Genomic DNA, 21,290 nt, shown 5'->3' on the forward strand with positions numbered 1-21,290 from the left:
CCCCTACCCGCAGCGGGCAACGGCCCTCAGCGCCCCACCAGCGTCAGCGCCTGGTCCAGGGCCTGGAGGAAGCGGCCGGTCGTGGCGCGGTCGCGCACGGCCAGCCGAAGCCACTGGGGGCCGAGCCCCGGGAAGGTGTCGCCCCGCCGCACGGCGAAGCCGAGGCCGCGCAGGCGCACCCGTACCTCGTCGGCCCGTTCCATCCTTACCAGGACGAACGGCCCCTCGGCTCCCGCGACCACCCGCACCTCCTCGAACTCCGCGAGCCCGGCCAGCAGATGAGCCCGGTCCGCCGCCACCCGGTGCGCGGCGCGCGCCGCCTCCGCCAGTGCCGCCGGACCGACGCACGCCTCGGCGGCGGTCAGCGCCGGCGACGACACCGGCCACAGCGGCTGCGCACGCTCCAGCGCGCCGATGACCTCCGGGTCCGCCAGGACGTACCCAACGCGCAGGCCCGCGAGGCCCCACGTCTTGGTCAGGCTCCGCAGCACCACGAGGCCCGGTACGTCCGTACGCCCCGCCAGGGCCTGCGGCTCGCCCGGCACCGCGTCCATGAACGCCTCGTCGACCACCAGCGTCCGCCCGGGACGGGCCAGAGCGGCGACGACGTCCGCCGGATGCAGGACGGACGTGGGGTTGGTCGGATTGCCGACCACCACCAGGTCCGCGTCCTCGGGTACGTCGCCGCGGCCGAGCCGGAAGCCGTCCTCCTCCCGGAGCAGCACCCGCCCGACCTCGTGCCCCGCGTCCCGCAGCGCCGCCTCCGGCTCCGTGAACTGCGGATGCACGACGACGGGCCGCCGCACCGCGAGCGCCCGCGCCAGCAGCACGAACGCCTCCGCGGCGCCCGCCGTCAGCAGCACCCGCTCCACCGGGAGCCCGTGCCGTTCCGCGACCGCCGCGCGCGCGGCCCGCCCATCCGGGTAGGCGGCGAGCGTGTCGAGGGACGCGGCGATCCTGGCCTTGAGCCAGGCCGGGGGAGTACCGGCCCGTACGTTGACCGCGAGGTCGGTGAGACCGCCCTCGCGGACCTCGGCGTCCCCGTGGTGCCGCAGATCGTGGGCAGGGGCGTCCGGGCCGGTCTCAGTGGGCGTGTGCATGGCTGCCGTGGTGGTGATGGTGGTGCCCGTCGTCGTCCGGGTGGAAGTGCGGCTGCTGCGGCGCCCCCACCTTGTCCTCGAAGCCGGGCAGGGCGATCCGGTAGACGCAGGAGTCGCAGTTCATGCGCAGGTCCCCCTTCACGGCCTCCTGGTAGCGCTCCATCACGAGGTCCATCAACTCCTCGGTGGGGCCGATCACATCGGCCGAGGCCACCCCGGTGCCGGGGTGGGCCGCGGCCCAGTCCCGCGTCTGCTCCCGCACCCGGTCCGGCAGGATCCCGGTGAAGAGGAAGTACGGCAGGACGACGACGTGCTTCGCCCCGAGCCTGGTGCAGCGGTCGAGTCCGCTCGGCACGTCGGGCGCGGCGAGCGACACGAACGCGGTCTCCACACCCGCGTACCCCCGTCCCTCCCAGAACAGTCGTGCCGCCTTGAACACCTCGGCGTTGGCGTCCGGATCAGTCGAGCCGCGCCCCACCAGCAGCACGGTCACCTCGGAGCGGTCCAGGCCGCCGAGCACCTCGTCGACCCGGCGCTCCAGCACGGCCAGCAGACCCGGGTGCGGGCCGAGCGGACGGCCGTAGGTGTACGAGATGCCCGGGTGGCGCTCCTTCTCGCGGGTCAGCGCGGCCGGTATGTCGCCCTTGGCGTGCCCGGCGGAGACCAGCATCAGGGGCACGGCCGCGAAGCGCGAGACGCCCCGCTCGACCAGCGAGGTCACCGCGTCGCCGAGCGGCGGCGGGGACAGCTCGATGAAGCCGCCCGCGACGGGCAGTTCGGGATGGCGCCGGCCGAGTTCCTCGACGAAGTCGCGGAAGGCGCCGGCTCCCGCCTCGTCGCGGGTGCCGTGGCCGGCGATCAGCAGGGCGGGGGGCGTGGTGGTCACGCGTTCTCCTTGGTGAGGGGGGTGGTGGGGCGTGCGAGAGGGGTGTAGAGCAGGGCGTTCAGGGCCGCCGCCGCGACCGCCGAACCGCCCTTCTCCGACACGTTGCTGACCGCCGGCAGCCCGCTCTCGCGCAGGGCCGCCTTGGACTCGGCCGCACCGACGAAGCCGACGGGCAGCCCGATGACGAGCGCGGGTTCGGCGTCCAGGAGCAGCAGTTCCTCCAGCGCGGTGGGCGCGCACCCGATCACCCACAGGGCGCCGGGCCCGACCTGCTCGTACGCCAGCCTGATCGCGTGCGCGCTGCGGGTCAGGTCCGGGCCGGCCTTCGCCTCCTTCAGGCGGCACACGGTCTCCCGCCGGGTGATGCCCGCCGCGACCATCTCCACGTCCACGACGACCGGCGCGCCGGCGTGCAGCGCGGCGTGCGCGGTTTCGAGCGTCCGCTCGTCGCAGACCAGGTCGGTGGCGTACTCCAGGTCCGCCGCCGAGTGGATGACCCGCTCCACGACGGCCCGCGTCAGAGGTGCGAAGTGCGACGTGTCGAGGCGGGCGCGCAGGCGCCGGAACGACTCCTGCTCGATGGGGTGGACGGTCCTGCCGGCGGTGTCCGTCGTCTCCGTCGTCATCACGAACCCTCCGTCTGCCAGCGGTAGCCGCGCGGTGTCACCATGCGGCCGGCGATCTCGCGCGCGGCGGTGTTGCCGACCACCACGACGGTCATCATGTCCACGGTCGCCGGATCGAGCGCGGCGATCGTCGTGAGGCGGCTTGTTCCGTCCGGTCGCGAGGCGTTGCGCACGACCCCGACGGGCGTCGTCGGCGCGCGGTGCTCCGCGAGGATCGACAGCGCCTTGGGGAGCTGCCAGTCGCGGCCCCGGCTGCGCGGGTTGTAGAACGTGACGACGATGTCGGCCTCCGCCGCCGCCCGTACCCGCCGCTCGATGACCTCCCACGGCGTGTGCAGGTCGGACAGGCTGATCGAGACGTGGTCGTGGCCGAGCGGAGCCCCCAGGATCGCGGCGGCGGCCAGCGCCGCCGTCACCCCCGGCACGCCGACGACGTCGATGTCGTCGCTCGCCTCGGCCAGCGCGGGTGACGCCATGGCGTACACCCCCGCGTCACCCGACCCGATGAGCGCCACCGCGTGCCCGGCGCGGGCCTCGGCGACGGCGGTACGGGCCCGCTCCTCCTCGGCGCCGAGCCCGGACTCCAGGACCCGGGTGCCCGGCCGCAGCAGATCGCGGATCTGGTCGACGTACTGGTCGAGCCCGACGAGCACCGAGGCGCGCCGGATCTCGTCGCGGGCCCGCGGCGTCAGCAGATCGCGGGCGCCCGGGCCGAGCCCGACGACCGCGAGGCGGCCGCGCGGCTCCTTGCGCACGACGGCGCAGGTGGCCATCGCCGCCCGGCCCTCGGGGGCCGACTTCCGCTTCGGCACGAGGAGTTCACCGCCGCCCACGAGCGCGGCGGCCTCCGCGACGGAGGGGGTGCCGACGGCGGCGAGCGGAGCCCCCGAGGGGTTCGGTACGTCGATACGGGCCAGCTCCTCGGCGGCGTACGTCCGCAGCGGCACCCCCAGCCGGGCCGCCGCCTCGACGATCCCGGCCTCTTCGGCCTTGGCGTCGACGGTCGCGAGCGCGGCGACGGAAGCCGCCGAGAGCCCCGCCTCCGCCAGCGTCTCCTCGATCAGCCCGGCCACCTCGTCGGCGGGCGCGCCCCTGCTGGCGCCCACGCCGACGACGAGCGACGGCGGCCGCAACACGACCTCGCGCTCCCCCAGATCGAGCACGCGGTCGCTGACGCGCACCACGGCGGGCGCGTCCGGCGACCGCTCCTGTGCCGCTTCGGCCAGGGCCGCTTCGGCGACGACACCGGCCGCGACGGTCGCCGCCATGGCGCCGGGCAGCCCGCCCACCGGCACGGCGGCGATCGCGGCCGCCTCGGCCAGGCTGACGTCGGGCTCCGCGTGGCCGGCGCCGGGCGCGCGGTCGTGCTCCGGCGCCGAACCGGTGCCCGCGCCGGGCGCCCCCACCGGCGCACCCGGCGCCACGCTTGCCGCCGCGCCCGCCTGGGCCACGTTCCCCGGCAGCGGCGGCAACGGCCACACCGCGTCCGCCTCCAGGGTGACCGGGGCGCCGTCCAGGATCGCGCGGGTCACCGCCGCCGTCGCGCCCTCCACGGGCCAGCCCAGGGTGTCCAGGCCGGGTATGTCCGTGGCGTCCGTGGCCGTCGTGACGACCGGGGCGCAGCCCAGGACGCCCGACACCGCGAGCGCCAGCTCGTTCGCGCCGCCGCCGTGGCCGCCGACGAGCGACACCGCGTGGCGCTGCGCCTCGTCGACGCACACGACACCCGGGTCGGACCCCTTGTCGGAGAGGAGGGGGGCGACGAGCCGTACGACCGCGCCCGTGGCGAGGAAGCACACCAGCTGGTCGCATTCCGCGAAGGCGCGCCCGACCGCCTCCCGCACCGGACCGTCGTACACCCGCGTACGGCCGGGCCAGGCCGCGGCCAGCCGGTCGCGGGCCACGGCGCCTGCCGCCGTGGCGGAGATGAGGCCGATCACTGAACTGCTCCTTCACTTGCCGGTTCCGCGGGACGGTGGCCCCACAGCAGAAAGACGGGGTTGGCGGCCGCGAGCCGGGTCACGTCCCCGGGCAGCGGCGCGAGGCGCGACGACTGGAGCAGCACGCCCTCGGGCTCGAACCCGGCGGACGCCAGGGCCGCCCGCACCGCCGGGACCCGGTCCAGCGCCGCCAGCGCGACCACGACGGTGCGCCGCGCCCGGCGCGCGCACGCCCCGACGATGGCCGGCAGCTCACGCCCGCCACCGCCGACGAACACCGCGTCCGGTTCGGGCAGTTGGGACAACACCGTCGGCGCCGCCCCGTGCACGGTCTGTACGTCGACCCCGTGCGCGGCGGCGTTGGCGCGGATCCGCTCCACGCCGTCGCAGGTCTTCTCGACCGCGATCGCCGCCGCCCCCAGCCGCGCGCACTCCACGGCCACGGACCCGGAGCCCGCGCCGATGTCCCACACCAGGTCGCCCGGGCGCGGGCCGAGCCGGGCGAGCGCCAGCGCCCGTACCTCGAACTTCGTGATCATCGAGTCGCGGTGCTCGAACGCCGCCTCGGGCAGTGCCCACTGGGCCGGACCGACGCCCCGCCCGGCGACCGTCCGCTGCGCCGGCGCCAGCGCCCGCGACGCGTCGAGGCAGACCACGACGCTGACCGCCGCCGGCCAGTCGCGGGCCGCCGCCTCGCCGGGGGACAGGCGCTCGACGCTCTCGCCCCCGTCCGCGTCGCCGAGCGCCGACGCGACGACCAGGGTGCGCGCGATGCCCGTACGGGCCAGCGCCGCGCCCAGTTCGGCGGGTCCGGCGCCGGGCCCGGTCAGCACGGCCGTTTTCGGGTGCGCCCGGCAGACGTTGACGGCGGTCCGCAGCTCGCGCCCGTGCGCGCTCACGACCACCGCGTCGTCCCACGGCAGCCCGAGCCGCGCGAAGGCCACGGCGACGGAGGGCGCCCCCGGCCGTACGTCCAGGGCGTGGGCGCCGAACCGCTCCGCCAGCGCCCGTACGATCCCGAAGAACCCCGGATCACCGGAGGCCAGCACCACGACCCCGGCCTCCGCACCGTCCGCCGCCTTGGCCAGGTGCTCCGCGACCGCGTCCAGCGCGGGCGCCAGCGGCCCCAGCACCACCCGGGCCGCGCCGTCGGGCAGCCCGGCGGCGTCCAGGTGCCGCCGCCCGCCGACGACGAGCCCGGCGGCGTCGAGCGCCGCACGGGCGTCGGGGCCGAGCGGGGCGCCCGTCCCCGTGCCGAAAACAGTGATCATGAGCCGGACTTCCCCGCCGCCGGTTCCGCGCCGGACCCCGCGTCCGCCGACCGGCGCTCCGCGCGCAGCGTCGCGCGCGCCGCGCGGTCCGCCCGCCGGAACCCGTGGAAGTGGCCCGGGTGGTAGAGGTGCGAACGCGTCCCGGAGGCGGACAGGGCGGGGCCCACCAGGAAGAGCGTGTGCTTCCAGAGCTTGTGCTCCTTCACCGTCTCCTCCAGCGTGGCGATGGTGCAGCGCAGCACCAACTCCTCGGGCCAGGTGACCTGGTAGGCGATGACGACCGGGGTGTCCGTCGGGTAGCCGCCCTCCAGCAGCTCCGCCGTCAGCTGCCCGGACCGGGCCGCCGACAGGAAGACGGCCATCGTCGTGCCGTGGCGCGCGAACTCCCGCACCTCCTCGCCGGGCGGCATCGGCGTCTTGCCGCCGCCGAGCCGGGTCAGGATCACGGACTGCGCCACCTCGGGGATGGTGAGCTCGCGCCGCGCGATCGCGGCGACCGCCGAGAACGACGAGACGCCCGGCACGATCTCGACGTCCAGACCCAGTGCGTCGCACCGGTCGACCTGCTCCTGCGTACCGCCCCACAGCGCCGGGTCGCCGGAGTGCACGCGGGCCACCTTCAGCCCGTCCCGCAGCGCCCGCTCGTACACCGCCACCACGTCCTCCAGGGACATCGCGGCGGAGTCCAGGATCTCGGCGCCCTCCCGGGCGTGCTCCAGGATCTCGGCCTGTACGAGGCTCGCCGCCCAGATCACCACATCGGCGTCGGCGATGGCGCGCGCGGCACGGAACGTCAGCAGGTCGGCGGCGCCGGGGCCGGCGCCCACGAAGGTCACCTTGCCGGTGGGGGCATCGGCCATGAGTGGAGGTCCTCTCGGGATTCAGGGGTGGAGCGGGTGTGAACTCGGATGTGCGGAGCGGGGGGTCAATCGACTAGCAAGAGCACATGGCGGTGTTCGTCGCGCTCGGCGCGTTCCTCATGACGCTCTTCGGTGGCTGGGTGGCGCAGCGCGTCACCGACCGCCGCCACCTCGTGCTGGGTCTGGCCGGCGGGCTGATGCTCGGCGTCGTCGGCCTGGAACTGCTGCCGGAGGCGCTGGAGGCCGCGGGCGACGAGGTGTTCGGCGTACCGCAGGCCCTTCTGCTGTTCGTCGGCGGCTTCCTGGTGGCCCACCTGGTGGAGCGGCTGCTGGCCGTACGCCGGGCGGCGCACGGCGCGAGCGAGGGGAGAGTCCCTCAGGTCGGACTCACGGCGGCGGGCGCGATGGTCGGGCACAGCCTGATGGACGGCATCGCGATCGGGGCCGCCTTCCAGGTCGGCGAGGGCATGGGAACGACCGTGGCGCTCGCCGTCGTCACCCACGACTTCGCCGACGGATTCAACACGTACACGCTCACCAGCCTGTACGGAAACGCCCGCCGCAAGGCTTTGGCGATGCTGTTCGCGGACGCCGTGGCCCCGGTGGCGGGTGCGGCGTCCACGGTGCTGTTCACCCTTCCGGGGGAATTCCTGGGCAGCTATCTGGGCTTCTTCGGCGGCGCGCTGCTCTACCTCGCGGCCGCCGAGATCCTGCCCGAGGCCCACCACGAACACCCCGCCCGCTCCACGCTGCTGTGCACGGTCGCGGGGGTGGCGTTCATCTGGCTGATGGTGGGCCTCGTGAGCTGATCTCACAACTTGCCCCCGCGGCCGCCCTCGCGCCGCGCCGGCGCGATCAGCGTGGAGAGGTACGGCAGGGCCCCGCCCTCCGCGAGCTCGGCGGCGGGGCGGATCGATTCCTCGGGCAGCCCGAGCGCCGAGCCCCACACCGCGTCCTCGGTACGCCCGGTCTCGCGCAGCGCCGTCGCCACCTCGCCCGCGAGCCGCCCGAACTTGTACGCCACGACGGTCCCGGGGCCCTCCAGCGCCTCCTTGAGCACAGCCGCCCCGGCCGTCACGGGAACGAGCGTCAACGGCTCGGTCCCCTCCGTCAGTACGGCCCCGCTGCGGGCGGCCAGATCCTGCATGGCGGTGATGCCCGGCACGGTCACGACCTCCGTCCCCGGCACCAGACCCGCGATCGTCTGCGCGAGATACGTGAACGTCGAGTAGACGTTGGGGTCGCCGATCGTCGCGAACGCCACCGACCCGTGCGCACGCAGGAGTTCGGCGACGCGCGCGCCGGCCGCGTCCCAGGCGGCCTCGCGCCGCGCCCGGTCCTCCCGCTCGTTGAGCGCGAAGACGACGCGGACGACCTTCGCCTCCCCGACGTAGTGCAGCACGGTCGCCTCGGCCCGCCCGCGCTCGCCGCTGTCCATCACCGGTACGACCACGACGGCCGCGTCCCGCAGGGCGTTGACGCCCTTCACGGTCACCAGCTCGGGGTCACCGGGCCCGACACCGACGCCGGTCAGCCTGGTGGCCGGACCGTCCGCGCTCCGCGCGCCGTTCATGCCGTTCAACCCGCTCATCCCGCACACCTCTCGACAAATCTCATGGCCATCCCTGGCTCGGCAGCCCAGTGGGTATGCAGATAGCTCGCATGCACACCCAGTTGTACGAACCCCTCGACCCGCCGCTCCGGCAGGTGCATGCCCCACGCGGGAGCCGCGCCCGCCCCGGGCTCGATCACCGTCCGGTGGAACTCGTGCCCGCGCAGCCGGGTGCCGACGGCCGCCAGCGAGCTGTCCGACACGGCGACCGCCTCGCGGTACCCCAGCGTCAGTCGCTGCGACATCCGCGCCTCGGCGTCGAGCACCCCGCACATGGGCTGCCCGTCGAGGGACCGGGACAGGTACAGCAGCCCGGCGCACTCGGCGGCCACGGGGGCGCCGGAGCGGGCCAGTTCGGCGACGGCCTCGCGCAACGGCTCGTTGCCGGACAGCTCCGGGGCGTACACCTCGGGGAACCCGCCGCCGATGACGAGCCCGCGCGTCCCCTCGGGCAGGCGCTCGTCGCGGAGCGGGTCGAACGGCACGACCTCGGCGCCGGCGGCGGCGAGCAGTTCGCCGTGCTCGGCGTACGAGAACGTGAACGCCGCCCCGGAGGCCACGGCGACCACCGGCCGTCCGGGCACCACGTGGGCCCCGGCGGCGTCCCACGCCGCCGCGCCGAGCTCCGGCGCGCTGCGCGCCAGGGCCAGCAGCGCCTCCAGGTCGCAGCCCGCCCGCACCTGCTCCGCCAGCGCCGCGACCGCGTCGACCGCCTCGGCCCGCCGCTCGGCGACCGGGACGAGACCCAGGTGCCGCGAAGGCGTCCGCACCTGACGCTCGCGCCGCAGGGCGCCCAGCACCGGCACGCCCGACGCGTCGAGCGCCTCCCGCAGCAACTCCTCGTGCCGCGCGGACCCCACCTTGTTCAGGATCACGCCGCCGATCCGCACCTCGGGGTCCCAGGACGCGAAACCGTGCACCAGGGCCGCCACCGACCGCGACTGCGACGACGCGTCGACCACCAGCACCACCGGCGCCCGCAGCAGCTTCGCGATCTGCGCGGTGGACGCCAGTTCGCCGTGGCCCGAGGCCCCGTCGTACATGCCCATCACGCCCTCGACGACGGCGAGGTCGCAGCCGGCCGCGCCGTGCGCGAAGAGCGGCGCGATCAGCTCCGTACCGCAGAGGTACGCGTCGAGGTTGCGGCCCGGGCGGCCGGTCGCCAGCGCGTGGTACCCGGGATCGATGTAGTCCGGCCCCACCTTGTGCGGCGACACGGCGAGTCCGGCCGCCGCGAAGGCGGCCATCAGCCCCGTCGCGACGGTGGTCTTCCCACTGCCCGACGACGGCGCGGCGACGACGAGACGTGCTACCACTCGATGCCCCGCTGCCCCTTCTGGCCCGCGTCCATCGGGTGCTTGACCTTCGACATGTCAGTGACCAGGTCGGCGGCCTCGAGGAGCTTGTCCGGGGCGTTGCGCCCGGTGATCACGACGTGCTGGGTCCCGGGCCGCTCCCGCAGCACCTCGACCACCTCGTCGGTGTCCACCCAGCCCCAGTGCATGGGGTACGCGAACTCGTCGAGCACGTACAGCTTGTACGTCTCGGCAGCCAGGTCGCGCTTGACCTGCTCCCACCCCTCGCGCGCCGCCGCCTCGTTGTCGAGCTGCGCGTCGCGCTGGACCCAGGACCAGCCCTCGCCCATCTTGTGCCAGGCGACGGACCCGCCCTCGCCGCTCGCGCCCAGGACCTTCAGCGCGTTCTCCTCGCCGACCTTCCACTTCGCCGACTTGACGAACTGGAACACTCCGATCGGCCAGCCCTGGTTCCAGGCGCGCAGCGCCAGCCCGAAGGCGGCGGTCGACTTGCCCTTCCCGATCCCGGTGTGCACGACGACCAGCGGCCGGTTGCGCCGCTGGCGCGTGGTGAGCCCGTCGTCCGGTACGACGCTCGGCTGTCCCTGCGGCATCAGGCCGCCCTCCTGTTGGTTTCCTGTACGTCCTTGACGAGCCCCGCGATGCTGTCGGCCCGCAGCTCGTCGAGCGTGACGGCCGTGCCGCCCAGATCGCGCGCCAGCTCACCGGCGAGCCCCAGCCGCACCGGCCCCGACTCGCAGTCCACGACCACCGAGGCGACGCCCTGGGCCTCGTGCAGCCGGGCCGCGCGCGCCGCCAGCGCCACCGGCTCCGGCCCGCCCGTCGCCCGCCCGTCGGTCACGACCACCAGCAGCGGCCGCCGCGAGGGGTCCCGCAGCCGCTCCACCCGCAGGACGTCGTGCGCCTTCAGCAGCCCGGCGGACAGCGGCGTACGGCCGCCCGTGGGCAGCGTCTCCAGCCGGACGGCCGCCGCGTCGACGGACGACGTCGGCGGCAGCACCAGTTCGGCGTCCTTGCCCCGGAACGTGACCATCCCGACCTTGTCCCGCCGCTGGTACGCGTCGAGCAGCAGCGACAGCACGGCGCCCTTCACCGCGCTCATCCGCTGCCGGGCCGCCATCGAACCGGACGCGTCCACGACGAACAGCACGAGGTTCCCCTCGCGCCCCTCGCGCGTCGCCTGCCGCAGATCGTCCCGCCGCACCACCAGACCGGGCCCGCTGCGCCCGCGCGCCCGCTGGTGCGGCGCGGCGGCCCGCACGGTCGCCGCGAGGTGCAGCTTGGTGAGCGCACCCTGCGGCCGGCGTGCCCCGGTGGTACGGCCGTGCTCGGTGCGGGCGCGGGAACGGCGCCCGGCCGCCCCCTCGCCGAGACCCGGCACGCTCAGCGTCTTCGTACGGAACGGCTCCCCGGCCCGCGCGGCGGCCTGCTCGCCGCCCGAAGCGGCGGGCGCGTGCTGTCCCTCGCCGGGCCGGTCCCCGTCCGGTGTCTCCGGTGAACCGTCGCCGTCGCCCTGCGGCGGCCGGCCGCCCCCGCCGGGCCCGTCGGGATCCGGGTCGGGATCGTCGTCGTCGGACCCGCTGTTCTGCTCCAGCGTGTCGTCGAGCTTGTCCTCGTCGAGCCCCGGCGCGTCGAAGGGGTTGCGCCGCCGCCGGTGCGGCAGCGCGAGCAGCGCGGCCTGCCGTACGTCCTCGGCGAGTACGTCGGTGCGCCCGGCCCAGGCCGCCAGCGCGGTCGCCGTACGGGCCATCACGATGTCCGCCCGCATCCCGTCGACCTCGAAGGCCGCGCAGGTCGCCGCGATCTGCCGCAGCGCGCCGTCGCCGAGGCGCACCTCGGGCAGCAGCGCCCGAGCGGCCACGATCCGGGCCCGCAGCGCCGCCTCCTCGCCGGCCCACCGCGCGGCGAACCCGGCCGGGTCGTCGTCGTACGCCAGCCTGCGCCGCACGACCTCCACCCGCTGATCGGTCTCCCGGGAGGCGGCCACCTCCACCGTCAGCCCGAACCGGTCCAGCAACTGCGGCCGCAGCTCGCCCTCTTCGGGGTTCATGGTCCCGACGAGCAGGAACCGCGCGGCGTGCCGCACGGACACGCCCTCCCGCTCCACGTACGACGCGCCCATGGCGGCGGCGTCCAGCAGCAGGTCGACCAGGTGGTCGTGCAGCAGGTTGACCTCGTCGACGTACAGGATCCCGCGATGGGCGTCGGCCAGCAGACCCGGCTCGAACGCCTTGACGCCCTCGGCCAGCGCGCGCTCGATGTCGAGCGCGCCGACGAGGCGGTCCTCGGAGGCGCCGACGGGCAGTTCGACCGTCCGCGCCGGGCGCGAGACGCCGCCCCCGGCCTCGTGCGGCCCGTCCGGGCACGCCGGGTCGGGGGAGCCGGGATCGCAGGAGAACCTGCACCCGGCGACCACCGCGACCTCGGGCATCAGTGTCGCCAGAGCGCGTACGGCGGTCGACTTGGCGGTGCCCTTCTCGCCCCGCACGAGCACACCGCCGACGGCGGGCGACACGGCGTTCAGCAGCAGTCCGAGCCGCAGGTCGTCCTGGCCGACGATCGCGGTAAAGGGGTACGGCGTACTCACGAGGAAGCCTCCACTTCAAGCTGGTTCAGGGCACCCGGAACGCACTGCGGCCCGCTCACGCGTCGTCCCCTTCCAGGTCGCCTTCGAGCTCCAGGTACGTCGCCCGCAGCCGCTCCAGCGTGTCCGCGTCCGGTTCGGCCCACAGCCCGCGCTCGGCCGCCTCCAGCAGCCGCTCCGTGATGCCGCGCAGCGCCCACGGGTTGGACTTCTTCATGAAGTCCCGGTTCTCCGGGTCGAAGACGTACTCGCTCGACAACTTCTCGTACATCCAGTCGTCGACGACCCCGGCGGTCGCGTCGTACCCGAAGAGGTAGTCGACGGTGGCGGCCATCTCGAAGGCGCCCTTGTAGCCGTGCCGGCGCATGGCCGCCATCCACCGGGGGTTGACCACCCGCGCGCGGAACACGCGGTGCGTCTCCTCGCCCAGCGTCCGGGTCTTCACCTGGTCCGGTGTCGCGCTGTCGCCCACGTACGCCTCGGGCGACTCGCCCGTCAGGTGCCGCACCATGGCGACCATGCCGCCGTGGTACTGGAAGTAGTCGTCCGCGTCGACCAGGTCGTGCTCGCGGGTGTCGACGTTCTTCGCGGCCACCGCGATCCGGCGGAACGCCGTCTCCATGTCGCCGCGCGCCGCCTTCCCCTCCAGGCCGCGCCCGTACGCGTAGCCGCCCCACACCGCGTACACCTCGGCCAGGTCCGCGTCCGAGCGCCAGTTGCGCGCGTCGATCAGCGGCAGCAGGCCGGCGCCGTACGCCCCCGGCTTCGAGCCGAAGATGCGGGCCGTCGCCCGCCGCCGGTCGCCGTGCTCGGCGGTGTCCTCGTCGGCGTGCGCCCGTACGAAGTTGCGGTCGGCGGGCTCGTCCAGCTCGGCCACGGCCCGTACCGCGTCGTCGATGAGCCCCACCACGTGCGGGAACGCGTCCCGGAAGAACCCGGAGATCCGCACGGTCACGTCGATGCGCGGGCGCCCCAGCTCGTCGAGTGGCACGATCTCGAAGCCGGTCACGCGCCGCGACGCGTCGTCCCACACCGGACGGCAGCCCAGCAGCGCCAGGATCTCCGCGATGTCGTCGCCCTGGGTGCGCATCGCGGACGTGCCCCAGACGGTCAGGCCGACCGACTTCGGGTAGTCGCCGGTGTCCGTCAGGTACCGGGCGACCAGCGAGTCGGCGAGCGCCTGCCCGACCTCCCACGACAGCCGCGACGGGATCGCCTTGGGGTCGACGGAGTAGAAGTTGCGCCCGGTCGGCAGGACGTTGACCAGGCCGCGCGTCGGCGAGCCCGACGGCCCGGCCGGTACGTAACCGCCGTCCAGCGCGTGCAGGATGTTACCGATCTCGTCCGTCGTACGGGCCAGCCTCGGCACGACCTCGTCGCACGCGAACCGCAGCACGGCCTCCGCGTCCGGCAGCTCGACGCCCAGGACCTCGGTCACCAGACCGGCGGCCTCCGCCGCGTCCCAGCGCCGCTCCTCCATGCCCTCCGCGAGCCGCCGGCACAACTGCTCCAGCAGGTCGATCGCGTCCGCGCCGGTACGGGCCGGACCGTCGACCAGCGCCGTCAGCCCGTCCGCCACCTTCACCGGTGCGCCCGGCTCGCCCAGCAGCTCCTTCTCGACCAGCCCGAAGTGCTCGGCCAGGCAGGCGCGCAGCCCCGGCAGGGCGTTGGCCTTGCCGCCCCACACCTGCGAGGCGCGCAGCACGGCCAGCACCAGGTTCACCCGGGCCTCCGCCTCCGGACCGCCGCCCAGGACGTGCAGACCGTCGCGGATCTGCACGTCCTTGATCTCGCACAGGTAGCCGTCGATGTGCATGACGAACTCGTCGAAGTCGTCGTCGTCCGGCTGCTCGTCGAGATGCAGGTCGTGGTGGAGCTGCGCCGCCGTCACCAGCGTCCAGATCTGCGCCCGCACCGCCGGTGCCTTGGCCGGGTCGAGGTCGCTCACCAGCGCGTACTCGTCCAGCAGTTGCTCCAGCTTCGCCAGGTCGCCGTACGTGTCCGCACGGGCCATCGGCGGCACCAGGTGGTCCACGACCGTGGCGTGCCCGCGCCGCTTGGCCTGCGTGCCCTCACCGGGGTCGTTGACGATGAACGGGTAGACCAGCGGCAGCTCGCCCAGCACCGCGTCCGGCCCGCAGCCCGCCGACAGGCCCAGGCCCTTGCCCGGCAGCCACTCCATCGTCCCGTGCTTGCCCATGTGCACGATCGCGTCCGCGCCGAAGCTGTTCTCCAGCCAGCGGTACGCCGCCATGTAGTGGTGCGACGGCGGCATGTCGGGGTCGTGGTAGATCGCGATCGGGTTCTCGCCGAAACCGCGCGGCGGCTGGATCATCACGACGACGTTGCCGAACTGGAGCGACGCCAGCACGATCTCGTCCCCGTCGACGTACAACTGCCCGGGCGCCTCGCCCCAGTGCTCCAGCATTCCGTCGCGCAGTTCCGGCTCCAGGGCGTCGAACCACGCCTGGTAGTCCGCGAGCGGCACGCGCGCCGGCGCGGCGGCGAGCTGTTCCTCGGTCAGCCACTCCACGTCGTGGCCACCGGCGTTGATGAGCCGGTGGATCAGCTCGTCGCCGTTGTCGGGGTGGCCCTCCACCCCGTAGCCCGCGTCGCGCAGGGCGTCGAGCACCCGGATCGCGGAGGCGGGGGTGTCGAGGCCCACCGCGTTGCCGACGCGCGAGTGCTTCGTCGGGTAGGCGGTGAAGACGAGCGCGAGGCGCTTGTCCTTGTTCGGCTTGTGGGCCAGCCGGGCGTGCCGTACGGCGATCCCCGCCACCCGCGAGGCCCGCTCGGGATCGGCGACGTACACCGGCACGTCGCCCTCGCCCTGTTCCTTGAAGGAGAACGGGACGGTGATGAGCCGCCCGTCGAACTCGGGGATGGCGACCTGCATCGCCGCGTCCATGGGCGACAGCGCCGCGTCGGACGCCTCCCAGGCGGCGCGCGACGACGTGAGGCACAGCCCTTGCAGCACCGGTACGTCGAGGTCCGCGAGCGCGCCGATGTCCCACGCCTCGTCGTCACCGCCCGCCGACGCGTCGCTCGCCCGGGTGCCGCCCGCCGCGAGGACCGTCGCGATCAGCGCGTCGGCCCTGCCCAGCTCCCGGTACAGCTCCGGGTCGGCGCTGCGCAGCGAACCGCAGTACACGGGAAGGGCGTTGGCGCCGTGCGCCTCGATCCGCTCGCACAGTACGTCGACGAAGGACGTGTTCCCGGACAGCTCGTGGGCGCGGTAGAAGAGCACGCCGACCGTCGGGCGGTCCGCGTCGTACGCGCGCGTGCCGTGGACGCCCCACTCGGGCATCTTCTGCGGCTCGGCGAAGCCCACGCCCGTGAGCAGCACGGTGTCGGAAAGGAACCTGGCCAGCTCGACGAGGTTCCCCGGACCGCCCTCGACGAGGTAGCGCAGGGCCTCCGCGACGACACCGGCCGGTACGGACGACTCGGCCATCAGCTCCGCGTCGGGCACGGTCTCACCGCCCAGCAGCACGGTCGGGATCCCCGACGCCTTCAGGACGGCGAGCCCGTCCTCCCAGGCGCGCTTGCCGCCGAGCAGCCGCACGACGGCGACGGACGCGCCCTCGATCAGCGCCGGCAGTTCGGCCGCCGCGTCGATACGGGCCGGGTTGCCGATCCGGTACGGGGCGCCGGAGGCGCGGGCCGCCAGCAGGTCGGTGTCGGCGGTGGACAGCAGCAGCACGGTGTGCTCGGTCTCGGTGCTCGAAGTGCTCTCGGTCGCAGTGCTCATGCGGGCGCTCCAGGTGCGATGAAGGGAAGTCCTGAGGGCGCGCCGGACTCGATGAGCCGCAGCAGCGCGTCCGTATCCGCGTGTTCTTCGATCAGGTCGCCGAGGCGGTCGAGCTGCTCCTCGCGCAGCGCCTCGAACGAGGTGTCCGGCGCCGGTACGAAGCGGCGGCCCGCGGCGGCGGCCACCTCGCGCAGGAACGCGCGCCGGAACGCGTCGCTCTCCAGCGAGCCGTGCCAGTGGGTGCCCCAGACGGAACCGGCCCGGCAGCCGTCCAGGAAGGCGTCACCCCCGAGCACTTCCGCGACCCCGTGGTGGATCTCGTACCCCGCCACGGGCTCGCCCAGGGCGGTCCCGACGGGCCGCGCCAGCGTCTTCTCGACGGCGAACCGCACGCGCACCGGCAGCAGCCCGAGCCCGTCCACGGTCCCGGCCTTCGACTCGACCTCGTCCTCGACGCGCTCGCCCAGGAGCTGGAATCCGCCGCAGATGCCCAGTACGGGACGGCCCTCGGCGGCCCGCCGCGCCAGCGCGGCGGCCAGCCCGCGCTCGCGCAGCCACTCCAGGGCCCTCACGGTCCCGCGCGTGCCCGGCACGACGACGAGGTCGGCGTCGACGAGCTCCTCGGCCCGGTCCACGAACCGCACGACCACGCCCGGTTCGGCGGCCAGCGCGTCGACGTCCGTGAAGTTCGACATCAGCGGCACGGCGCACACGGCGACCCGCAGCACGTCCTCGCCGACCGGCGGTGCGACGACCGACTCCCGTACGGCGCCCCGCAGCGACACCCGCAGCCCGTCCTCCTCGTCGATGCCCAGTCCGTGCGCGTACGGCAGCACCCCGTAGGTACGCCGCCCGGTCAGACCCTCCAGCATGTCGAGCCCGGGCTCCAGCAGCGAGACGTCGCCGCGGAACTTGTTGACCAGGTAGCCGGCCACCAGCTCCTGGTCCTCCCGGCTCAGCAGCGCGGTCGTGCCGAAGAAGGACGCGAACACCCCGCCCCGGTCGATGTCGCCGACGACGACCACCGGGAACCGGGCCGCTCGCGCGATGCCCATGTTCACGATGTCGGTGCGCCGCAGATTGATCTCGGCCGGACTGCCCGCCCCCTCGCAGATCACGGCGTCATACGTGCCCCGCAACTCCCGCAGGCAGTCCGTCACGGTCCCGAGCAGTGCTTCCTGGCGGCCCCCGTGCAGGGTCTTCCCTGGGGACGCCCCCCCGAAGAACCCCCGGGCGCTCATCTCGCCCACCGGCTTCCCCAGCAGCACCACCTGGCTGCTGCGGTCGCTGCCCGGCTTGAGCAGGACGGGATTCATGAGCGCCGTCGGCTCCACCCGCGCCGCCTGCGCCTGCATGGCCTGAGCCCGCCCGATCTCCGCGCCCTCGCGCGTCACGAACGAGTTCAGCGACATGTTCTGCGCCTTGAACGGCGCGACCTTCACACCCCGGCGCACCAGCCACCGGCAGATCCCGGCCGTCACTACACTCTTGCCCGCGTCGGACGTGGTCCCCGCGACGAGCAGACCGCCCCCCAGTGCACCGCTCATGCGTGTCCCTTTCGTGTACGTACGACTGCCCGAGCGCCGCGCCGCAGCGCACCGAGCGCCGGCCGCCCCCCGACGGCCGCCGCCAGCGCGAGCGCCCCGACGCGGCGCGAAAGCCGCACCGCCCGCTCGATGTCCGGTACGCCGACGGGCCGGCCCGCGGCGTTGAGCACGGGCCGGTGCTCGACCCGGCCCGCGTAGGAGAGCGTCCCGCCGAGCCGGACCCCGAGGGCGCCCGCGAAGGCGGCCTCCACGGGGCCCGCGTTGGGGCTCGGGTGCTTGGCGGCGTCCGCGCGCCAGGCCCGCACCGCACCGCGCGGGTCGCCGCCCGCGACGACCGCGAGCGCGGCGGTCAGCCGCGCGCCGGGCCAGCCGGCCACGTCGTCGAGGCGGGCCGAGGCCCAGCCGTAGCGCAGGTATCTGGCCGATTTGTGCCCCACCATGGCGTCCAGCGTGTTGATCGCGCGGAAGGCCACCAGGCCCGGCACCCCGCCCACCGCGCCCCACACCAGCGCGCCGACGACCGCGTCCGAGGTGTTCTCGGCGACGGACTCGACGACGGCGCGGGCGATCTGCCGCTCGTCCAGGGACTGCGGGTCGCGCCCGCACAGGTGGGGGAGGCGTTCGCGGGCGACCTCGATGTCGCCGGCCTCCAGGGCGCTGCCCACCGCCCGGGCCTCGCGGCCCAGCGACGTACCGCCGACGACGGCCCAGGTGGCCGCGGCGGTCAGGGCGACGGCGGCGGCGGGGGAGCGGCGTACGGCGCGGGAGGCGAGCGCGGCCGCGGCGGCGGCGCCTCCGGCGCACACCAGCGTGTGCACCGTGCCCCACCCGCGGTGGTCACGCCACAGCAGGGACTCGACGGCGCCCGCGGCCCGCCCGAAGGCGGCGACCGGATGCCCGCGGCGAGGATCGCCGAGAACGAGGTCGCCGATCAGGCCGGCGGTGGCGCCGTACGCGAAGATGCGATCGGCACGCATGGCTCAGCAGGCCGATGCGCCTCGACGTACGCGGGTGCGCAAACGCTCGGGTATGACGGAACGGCAGCCAGGCATGGCGGTATGTCCTCACTCAGGGTCCGCGCCCTGGTTCGACGTGACCGGCGGTGAGAGTTCCTGGCTTCCGGGAACTCGTGTTCCCCGGTCACAGTGGCGGGACCGCGCCGGTATCGCACCGGGCTTCCTCTCGTGCCGCCGTATTCGGCTCGGGGAAGTCCACCACGCGGCGCGAACGCCGTCAACTTGCCGTTGACCTGCGACGGGAGAGTGTGCTGAGGCACACAGAGACCGCCCCGCCGCCGGCTGTGAAGGGCCGGCGGCGGGGCGGTCTCTGTGGTGGTTCGCCCGGGTTCGGGCGGGCGCGTCAGACGACGATCAGGTAGATCCCGTACGACACGGCCGCCGCGCACAGCGCGAAGCAGGCGTACGCGCCGGTGCGGGCGAGGACGGCGGAGCCGCCGCCCTGCGCCGAGGCGCGCTCCTGCTTGGAGAGACCCACGATGCCGAGGGTGAACAGGCCCACCAGTGCGACGGTGACCACGAGGCTGACGCCGAATACGGAGCCGAGAGCTGCCCAGTCGATGTTCATGCTGCTGTGTCCCTGTCCTTACACCGCGGCCGGGCTGGCCGGCTCCGCGGAGCTGCCGGCCGGGGCCGGGATGGTGGTCTTGAAGTCCTCGGCGGCGAGGGCACCGGCCGTGGGCGGCACGCTGACGGCCGCCATGGCGGTGGTGACCACACCGGCGGGCTCGCCGATCTCGTCGTCGATGACGTTGGTGTGGTCGACCGGCTTGCGGCGCGACAGCGCCCAGATGACGGCCGATCCGCCCACCAGCAGCGCGCCGACGGCGATGATGCCCCAGGTGCCCTGACCGGTGAGCAGCTCGGCGGCGGCGGCGACCAGGCCCGCGGCCGGCAGGGTCAGGCCCCAGGCGACGAACATCCGGGTGGCGGTCGACCAGCGGACCACGCCGCCCTTGCGGCCGAGGCCCGCGCCCATGACGGCGCCGGAGCAGGACTGGGTGGTGGAGAGCGAGAAGCCCAGGTGCGAGGAGGCCAGGATGACCGTCGCGGCGCTGGTCTGGGCCGCGAAGCCCTGCGGGGGGCGCAGGTCGGTGAGGCCCTTGCCCATGGTGCGGATGATGCGCCAGCCGCCGAGGTACGTACCGAGCGCGATGGCGACACCGGCGGACACGATGACCCACATCGGGGGGTTCGAGCCGGGGGCGATGACGTTGCCGGTGACCAGGGCGAGGGTGATGACACCCATCGTCTTCTGCGCGTCGTTGGTGCCGTGGGCGAGCGAGACGAGACCGGCGGAGGCGATCTGACCGGCCCGGTAGCCCTTGGCGGTGGCCTTCTCGTCGGCCTTGCCGGCGAGCTTGTACGTCAGCCGGGTGGCCAGCAGCGCGGCGAGACCGGCCACGAGGGGCGCGGCGATCGCGGGCAGCAGGACCTTGGTGACGACGACGTCGCCGTTGACGCCGGAGGCGCCGACGGACATCAGGGTGGCGCCGATGAGGCCGCCGAAGAGTGCGTGGGAGGAACTGGACGGCAGGCCGATCAGCCACGTCAGCAGGTTCCAGAGGATGGCGCCGACCAGCGCCGCGAAGATCACTTCAACGGTGATGCCGCTCTCGTTGACGAGTCCCCCGGAGATCGTCTTGGCGACCTCCACGGACAGGAACGCGCCGACCAGGTTGAGCACGGCGGACATGGCCACCGCCGTCTTGGGCTTCAGAGCGCCGGTCGAGATGGTGGTCGCCATCGCGTTGGCGGTGTCGTGGAAACCGTTCGTGAAATCGAACACTAGAGCTGTCACGATCACAATCGCGAGCAGCAAGGTGATGTGTTCCATTTACCCAGGCAATCGTTTGACGTCAGTGGCTCGTGGAACGTAGGCAACCTGAGTGAACGGAAGGTGAACTGGGCCGGGCGGTGTGGTGACTCGAACCGGCTCGACGGCATTCCGCTTGTGCGGTTCGGGGCCCTGAACCGGGCATTCCAGGGGGCTGTGCGTGCTCATGGACCGGTTCGGCCGGGTCCGGGGCCCGGAGAAGAGATCCTGGTCACCTCGCCCACCCGCTTGGCAGGATCGGCGCATGACCGACATGGATGAGCGGCTCCCCGCGACGATCGAGCAAGCCTGGGACGACCTGGTGGCCACGGCCCGCAGGACCGTGCGCGAGGGGCTGGTGGTCGGCACCTCGGGCAACGTCTCGGTACGCGTCGGCGAACTCGTGCTCGTCACCCCGAGCGGAGTCCCCTACGACCGGCTCGCAGCGCGGGACGCCGTCGCGGTCGACCTCGACGGCCGGCAGGTGCTCGGCACGCTCACCCCCACCAGCGAGCTCCCGATGCACCTCGCGATCTACCGCGCCACACCGGCCTCGGCCGTCGTCCACACCCACGCCGTGCACGCCACCGCCGTCTCCACCCTCGTGTCCGAGCTGCCCCTGGTGCACTACATGGCCGCGGCTCTCGGAGGCCCCGTCCGCACCGCCCCGTACGCCACGTACGGCTCGCGCGAACTGGCCGACCACATGCTCGCGGCCCTGCGCGACCGCTCCGGATGCCTGCTCCGGAACCACGGCACCATGACCTACGGGGACACGCTCGACCAGGCCTACGACCGCACCGCGCAGCTGGAGTGGATGTGCAGGCTCTGGCTCACCGCGAGCGCGGTGCCGGGCCGCGAGCCGTCGCTGCTCTCCGGGGAGCAGTTGCGCGAAGTGGCACAGAAGCTGCGCGGCTACGGCCAGCGCGCCTGACGCCCCGACACGAAAACGTCCGGACCCCGCC

General features: G+C 74.3%; 17 protein-coding genes and 1 riboswitch. Of the genes, 2 read left to right on the forward strand and 15 right to left on the reverse strand.

The genetic code is table 11. The features are described 5' to 3' along the window. Positions 1–26: 26 nt before the first annotated feature. The 6 genes from cobC to cobM are packed head-to-tail and all read right to left on the reverse strand — an operon-like array spanning position 27 to position 6,683. Positions 27–1,100, reverse strand: coding sequence for an Rv2231c family histidinol phosphate aminotransferase CobC (cobC, locus tag E2E34_RS14920; RefSeq protein WP_138902395.1), 1,074 nt, complete (start codon positions 1,098–1,100; stop codon positions 27–29). Continuing rightward, entirely contained in the window at positions 1,084–1,986 is a 903-nt protein-coding gene (locus E2E34_RS14925; protein WP_138902396.1) for a sirohydrochlorin chelatase, read from the reverse strand. Before E2E34_RS14925 ends, cobC begins: the two co-directional genes overlap by 17 nt. Further along, positions 1,983–2,612, reverse strand: coding sequence for a precorrin-8X methylmutase (locus tag E2E34_RS14930; protein ID WP_138902397.1), 630 nt, complete (start codon positions 2,610–2,612; stop codon positions 1,983–1,985). Before E2E34_RS14930 ends, E2E34_RS14925 begins: the two co-directional genes overlap by 4 nt. Further along, positions 2,612–4,552, reverse strand: coding sequence for a precorrin-3B C(17)-methyltransferase (gene cobJ, locus E2E34_RS14935; protein WP_138902398.1), 1,941 nt, complete (start codon positions 4,550–4,552; stop codon positions 2,612–2,614). The genes E2E34_RS14930 and cobJ overlap by 1 nt, the downstream gene beginning before the upstream one ends. Further along, the gene (cbiE, locus tag E2E34_RS14940) at positions 4,549–5,823 is read right to left on the reverse strand and encodes a precorrin-6y C5,15-methyltransferase (decarboxylating) subunit CbiE (RefSeq protein WP_138902399.1); all 1,275 of its coding nucleotides are present in this window, start codon (positions 5,821–5,823) and stop codon (positions 4,549–4,551) included. The genes cobJ and cbiE overlap by 4 nt, the downstream gene beginning before the upstream one ends. After that, positions 5,820–6,683, reverse strand: a complete 864-nt coding sequence (gene cobM / locus E2E34_RS14945) for a precorrin-4 C(11)-methyltransferase (protein ID WP_138902400.1) — start codon at positions 6,681–6,683, stop codon at positions 5,820–5,822. The genes cbiE and cobM overlap by 4 nt, the downstream gene beginning before the upstream one ends. Before the next feature lie 86 nt (positions 6,684–6,769). Here cobM and E2E34_RS14950 point away from each other — a divergent pair, with 86 nt between their 5' ends. Then, positions 6,770–7,492, forward strand: coding sequence for a ZIP family metal transporter (locus E2E34_RS14950; RefSeq protein WP_138902401.1), 723 nt, complete (start codon positions 6,770–6,772; stop codon positions 7,490–7,492). Between the two features lie 2 nt (positions 7,493–7,494). Here the strand turns inward: E2E34_RS14950 and cobI are convergent, their stop codons facing one another. The 9 genes from cobI to E2E34_RS14995 all read right to left on the reverse strand — a co-directional run bounded on the left by cobI (position 7,495) and on the right by E2E34_RS14995 (position 20,346). Continuing rightward, on the reverse strand, positions 7,495–8,274 hold the full coding sequence (cobI, locus tag E2E34_RS14955) for a precorrin-2 C(20)-methyltransferase (protein ID WP_244315755.1): 780 nt from the start codon (positions 8,272–8,274) through the stop codon (positions 7,495–7,497). Further along, positions 8,271–9,611 (reverse strand): cobyrinic acid a,c-diamide synthase CobB, encoded by a 1,341-nt coding sequence (locus E2E34_RS14960; protein WP_138902402.1) that lies wholly within the window; start codon positions 9,609–9,611, stop codon positions 8,271–8,273. The genes cobI and E2E34_RS14960 overlap by 4 nt, the downstream gene beginning before the upstream one ends. Then, complete coding sequence (gene cobO / locus E2E34_RS14965) at positions 9,605–10,204, reverse strand: cob(I)yrinic acid a,c-diamide adenosyltransferase (protein ID WP_138902403.1); 600 nt, start codon at positions 10,202–10,204, stop codon at positions 9,605–9,607. The genes E2E34_RS14960 and cobO overlap by 7 nt, the downstream gene beginning before the upstream one ends. Beyond that, positions 10,204–12,198 (reverse strand): putative cobaltochelatase, encoded by a 1,995-nt coding sequence (locus E2E34_RS14970; protein WP_138902404.1) that lies wholly within the window; start codon positions 12,196–12,198, stop codon positions 10,204–10,206. Before E2E34_RS14970 ends, cobO begins: the two co-directional genes overlap by 1 nt. 55 nt (positions 12,199–12,253) lie before the next feature. Next, entirely contained in the window at positions 12,254–15,946 is a 3,693-nt protein-coding gene (gene cobN, locus E2E34_RS14975; protein WP_138902405.1) for a cobaltochelatase subunit CobN, read from the reverse strand. Next, positions 15,943–17,493, reverse strand: a complete 1,551-nt coding sequence (locus E2E34_RS14980; protein ID WP_138902406.1) for a cobyric acid synthase — start codon at positions 17,491–17,493, stop codon at positions 15,943–15,945. Before E2E34_RS14980 ends, cobN begins: the two co-directional genes overlap by 4 nt. Continuing rightward, a complete protein-coding gene (locus tag E2E34_RS14985; protein WP_138902407.1) occupies positions 17,490–18,470 on the reverse strand; it encodes a cobalamin biosynthesis protein in 981 nt (326 codons plus the stop codon). The genes E2E34_RS14980 and E2E34_RS14985 overlap by 4 nt, the downstream gene beginning before the upstream one ends. Before the next feature lie 110 nt (positions 18,471–18,580). Then, positions 18,581–18,724: riboswitch (cobalamin riboswitch) on the reverse strand. A 128-nt stretch (positions 18,725–18,852) separates the two neighbouring features. Then, on the reverse strand, positions 18,853–19,077 hold the full coding sequence (locus tag E2E34_RS14990) for a hypothetical protein (RefSeq protein WP_138902408.1): 225 nt from the start codon (positions 19,075–19,077) through the stop codon (positions 18,853–18,855). Between the two features lie 18 nt (positions 19,078–19,095). Beyond that, positions 19,096–20,346, reverse strand: a complete 1,251-nt coding sequence (locus E2E34_RS14995) for an inorganic phosphate transporter (RefSeq protein WP_138902409.1) — start codon at positions 20,344–20,346, stop codon at positions 19,096–19,098. Positions 20,347–20,590: 244 nt separating this feature from the next. Here E2E34_RS14995 and E2E34_RS15000 point away from each other — a divergent pair, with 244 nt between their 5' ends. Continuing rightward, complete coding sequence (locus E2E34_RS15000) at positions 20,591–21,259, forward strand: class II aldolase/adducin family protein (protein ID WP_138902410.1); 669 nt, start codon at positions 20,591–20,593, stop codon at positions 21,257–21,259. Positions 21,260–21,290: the final 31 nt, after the last annotated feature.

The sequence above is a fragment of the Streptomyces albidochromogenes genome, assembly GCF_005981925.1.
Taxonomy (GTDB): domain Bacteria; phylum Actinomycetota; class Actinomycetes; order Streptomycetales; family Streptomycetaceae; genus Streptomyces; species Streptomyces albidochromogenes.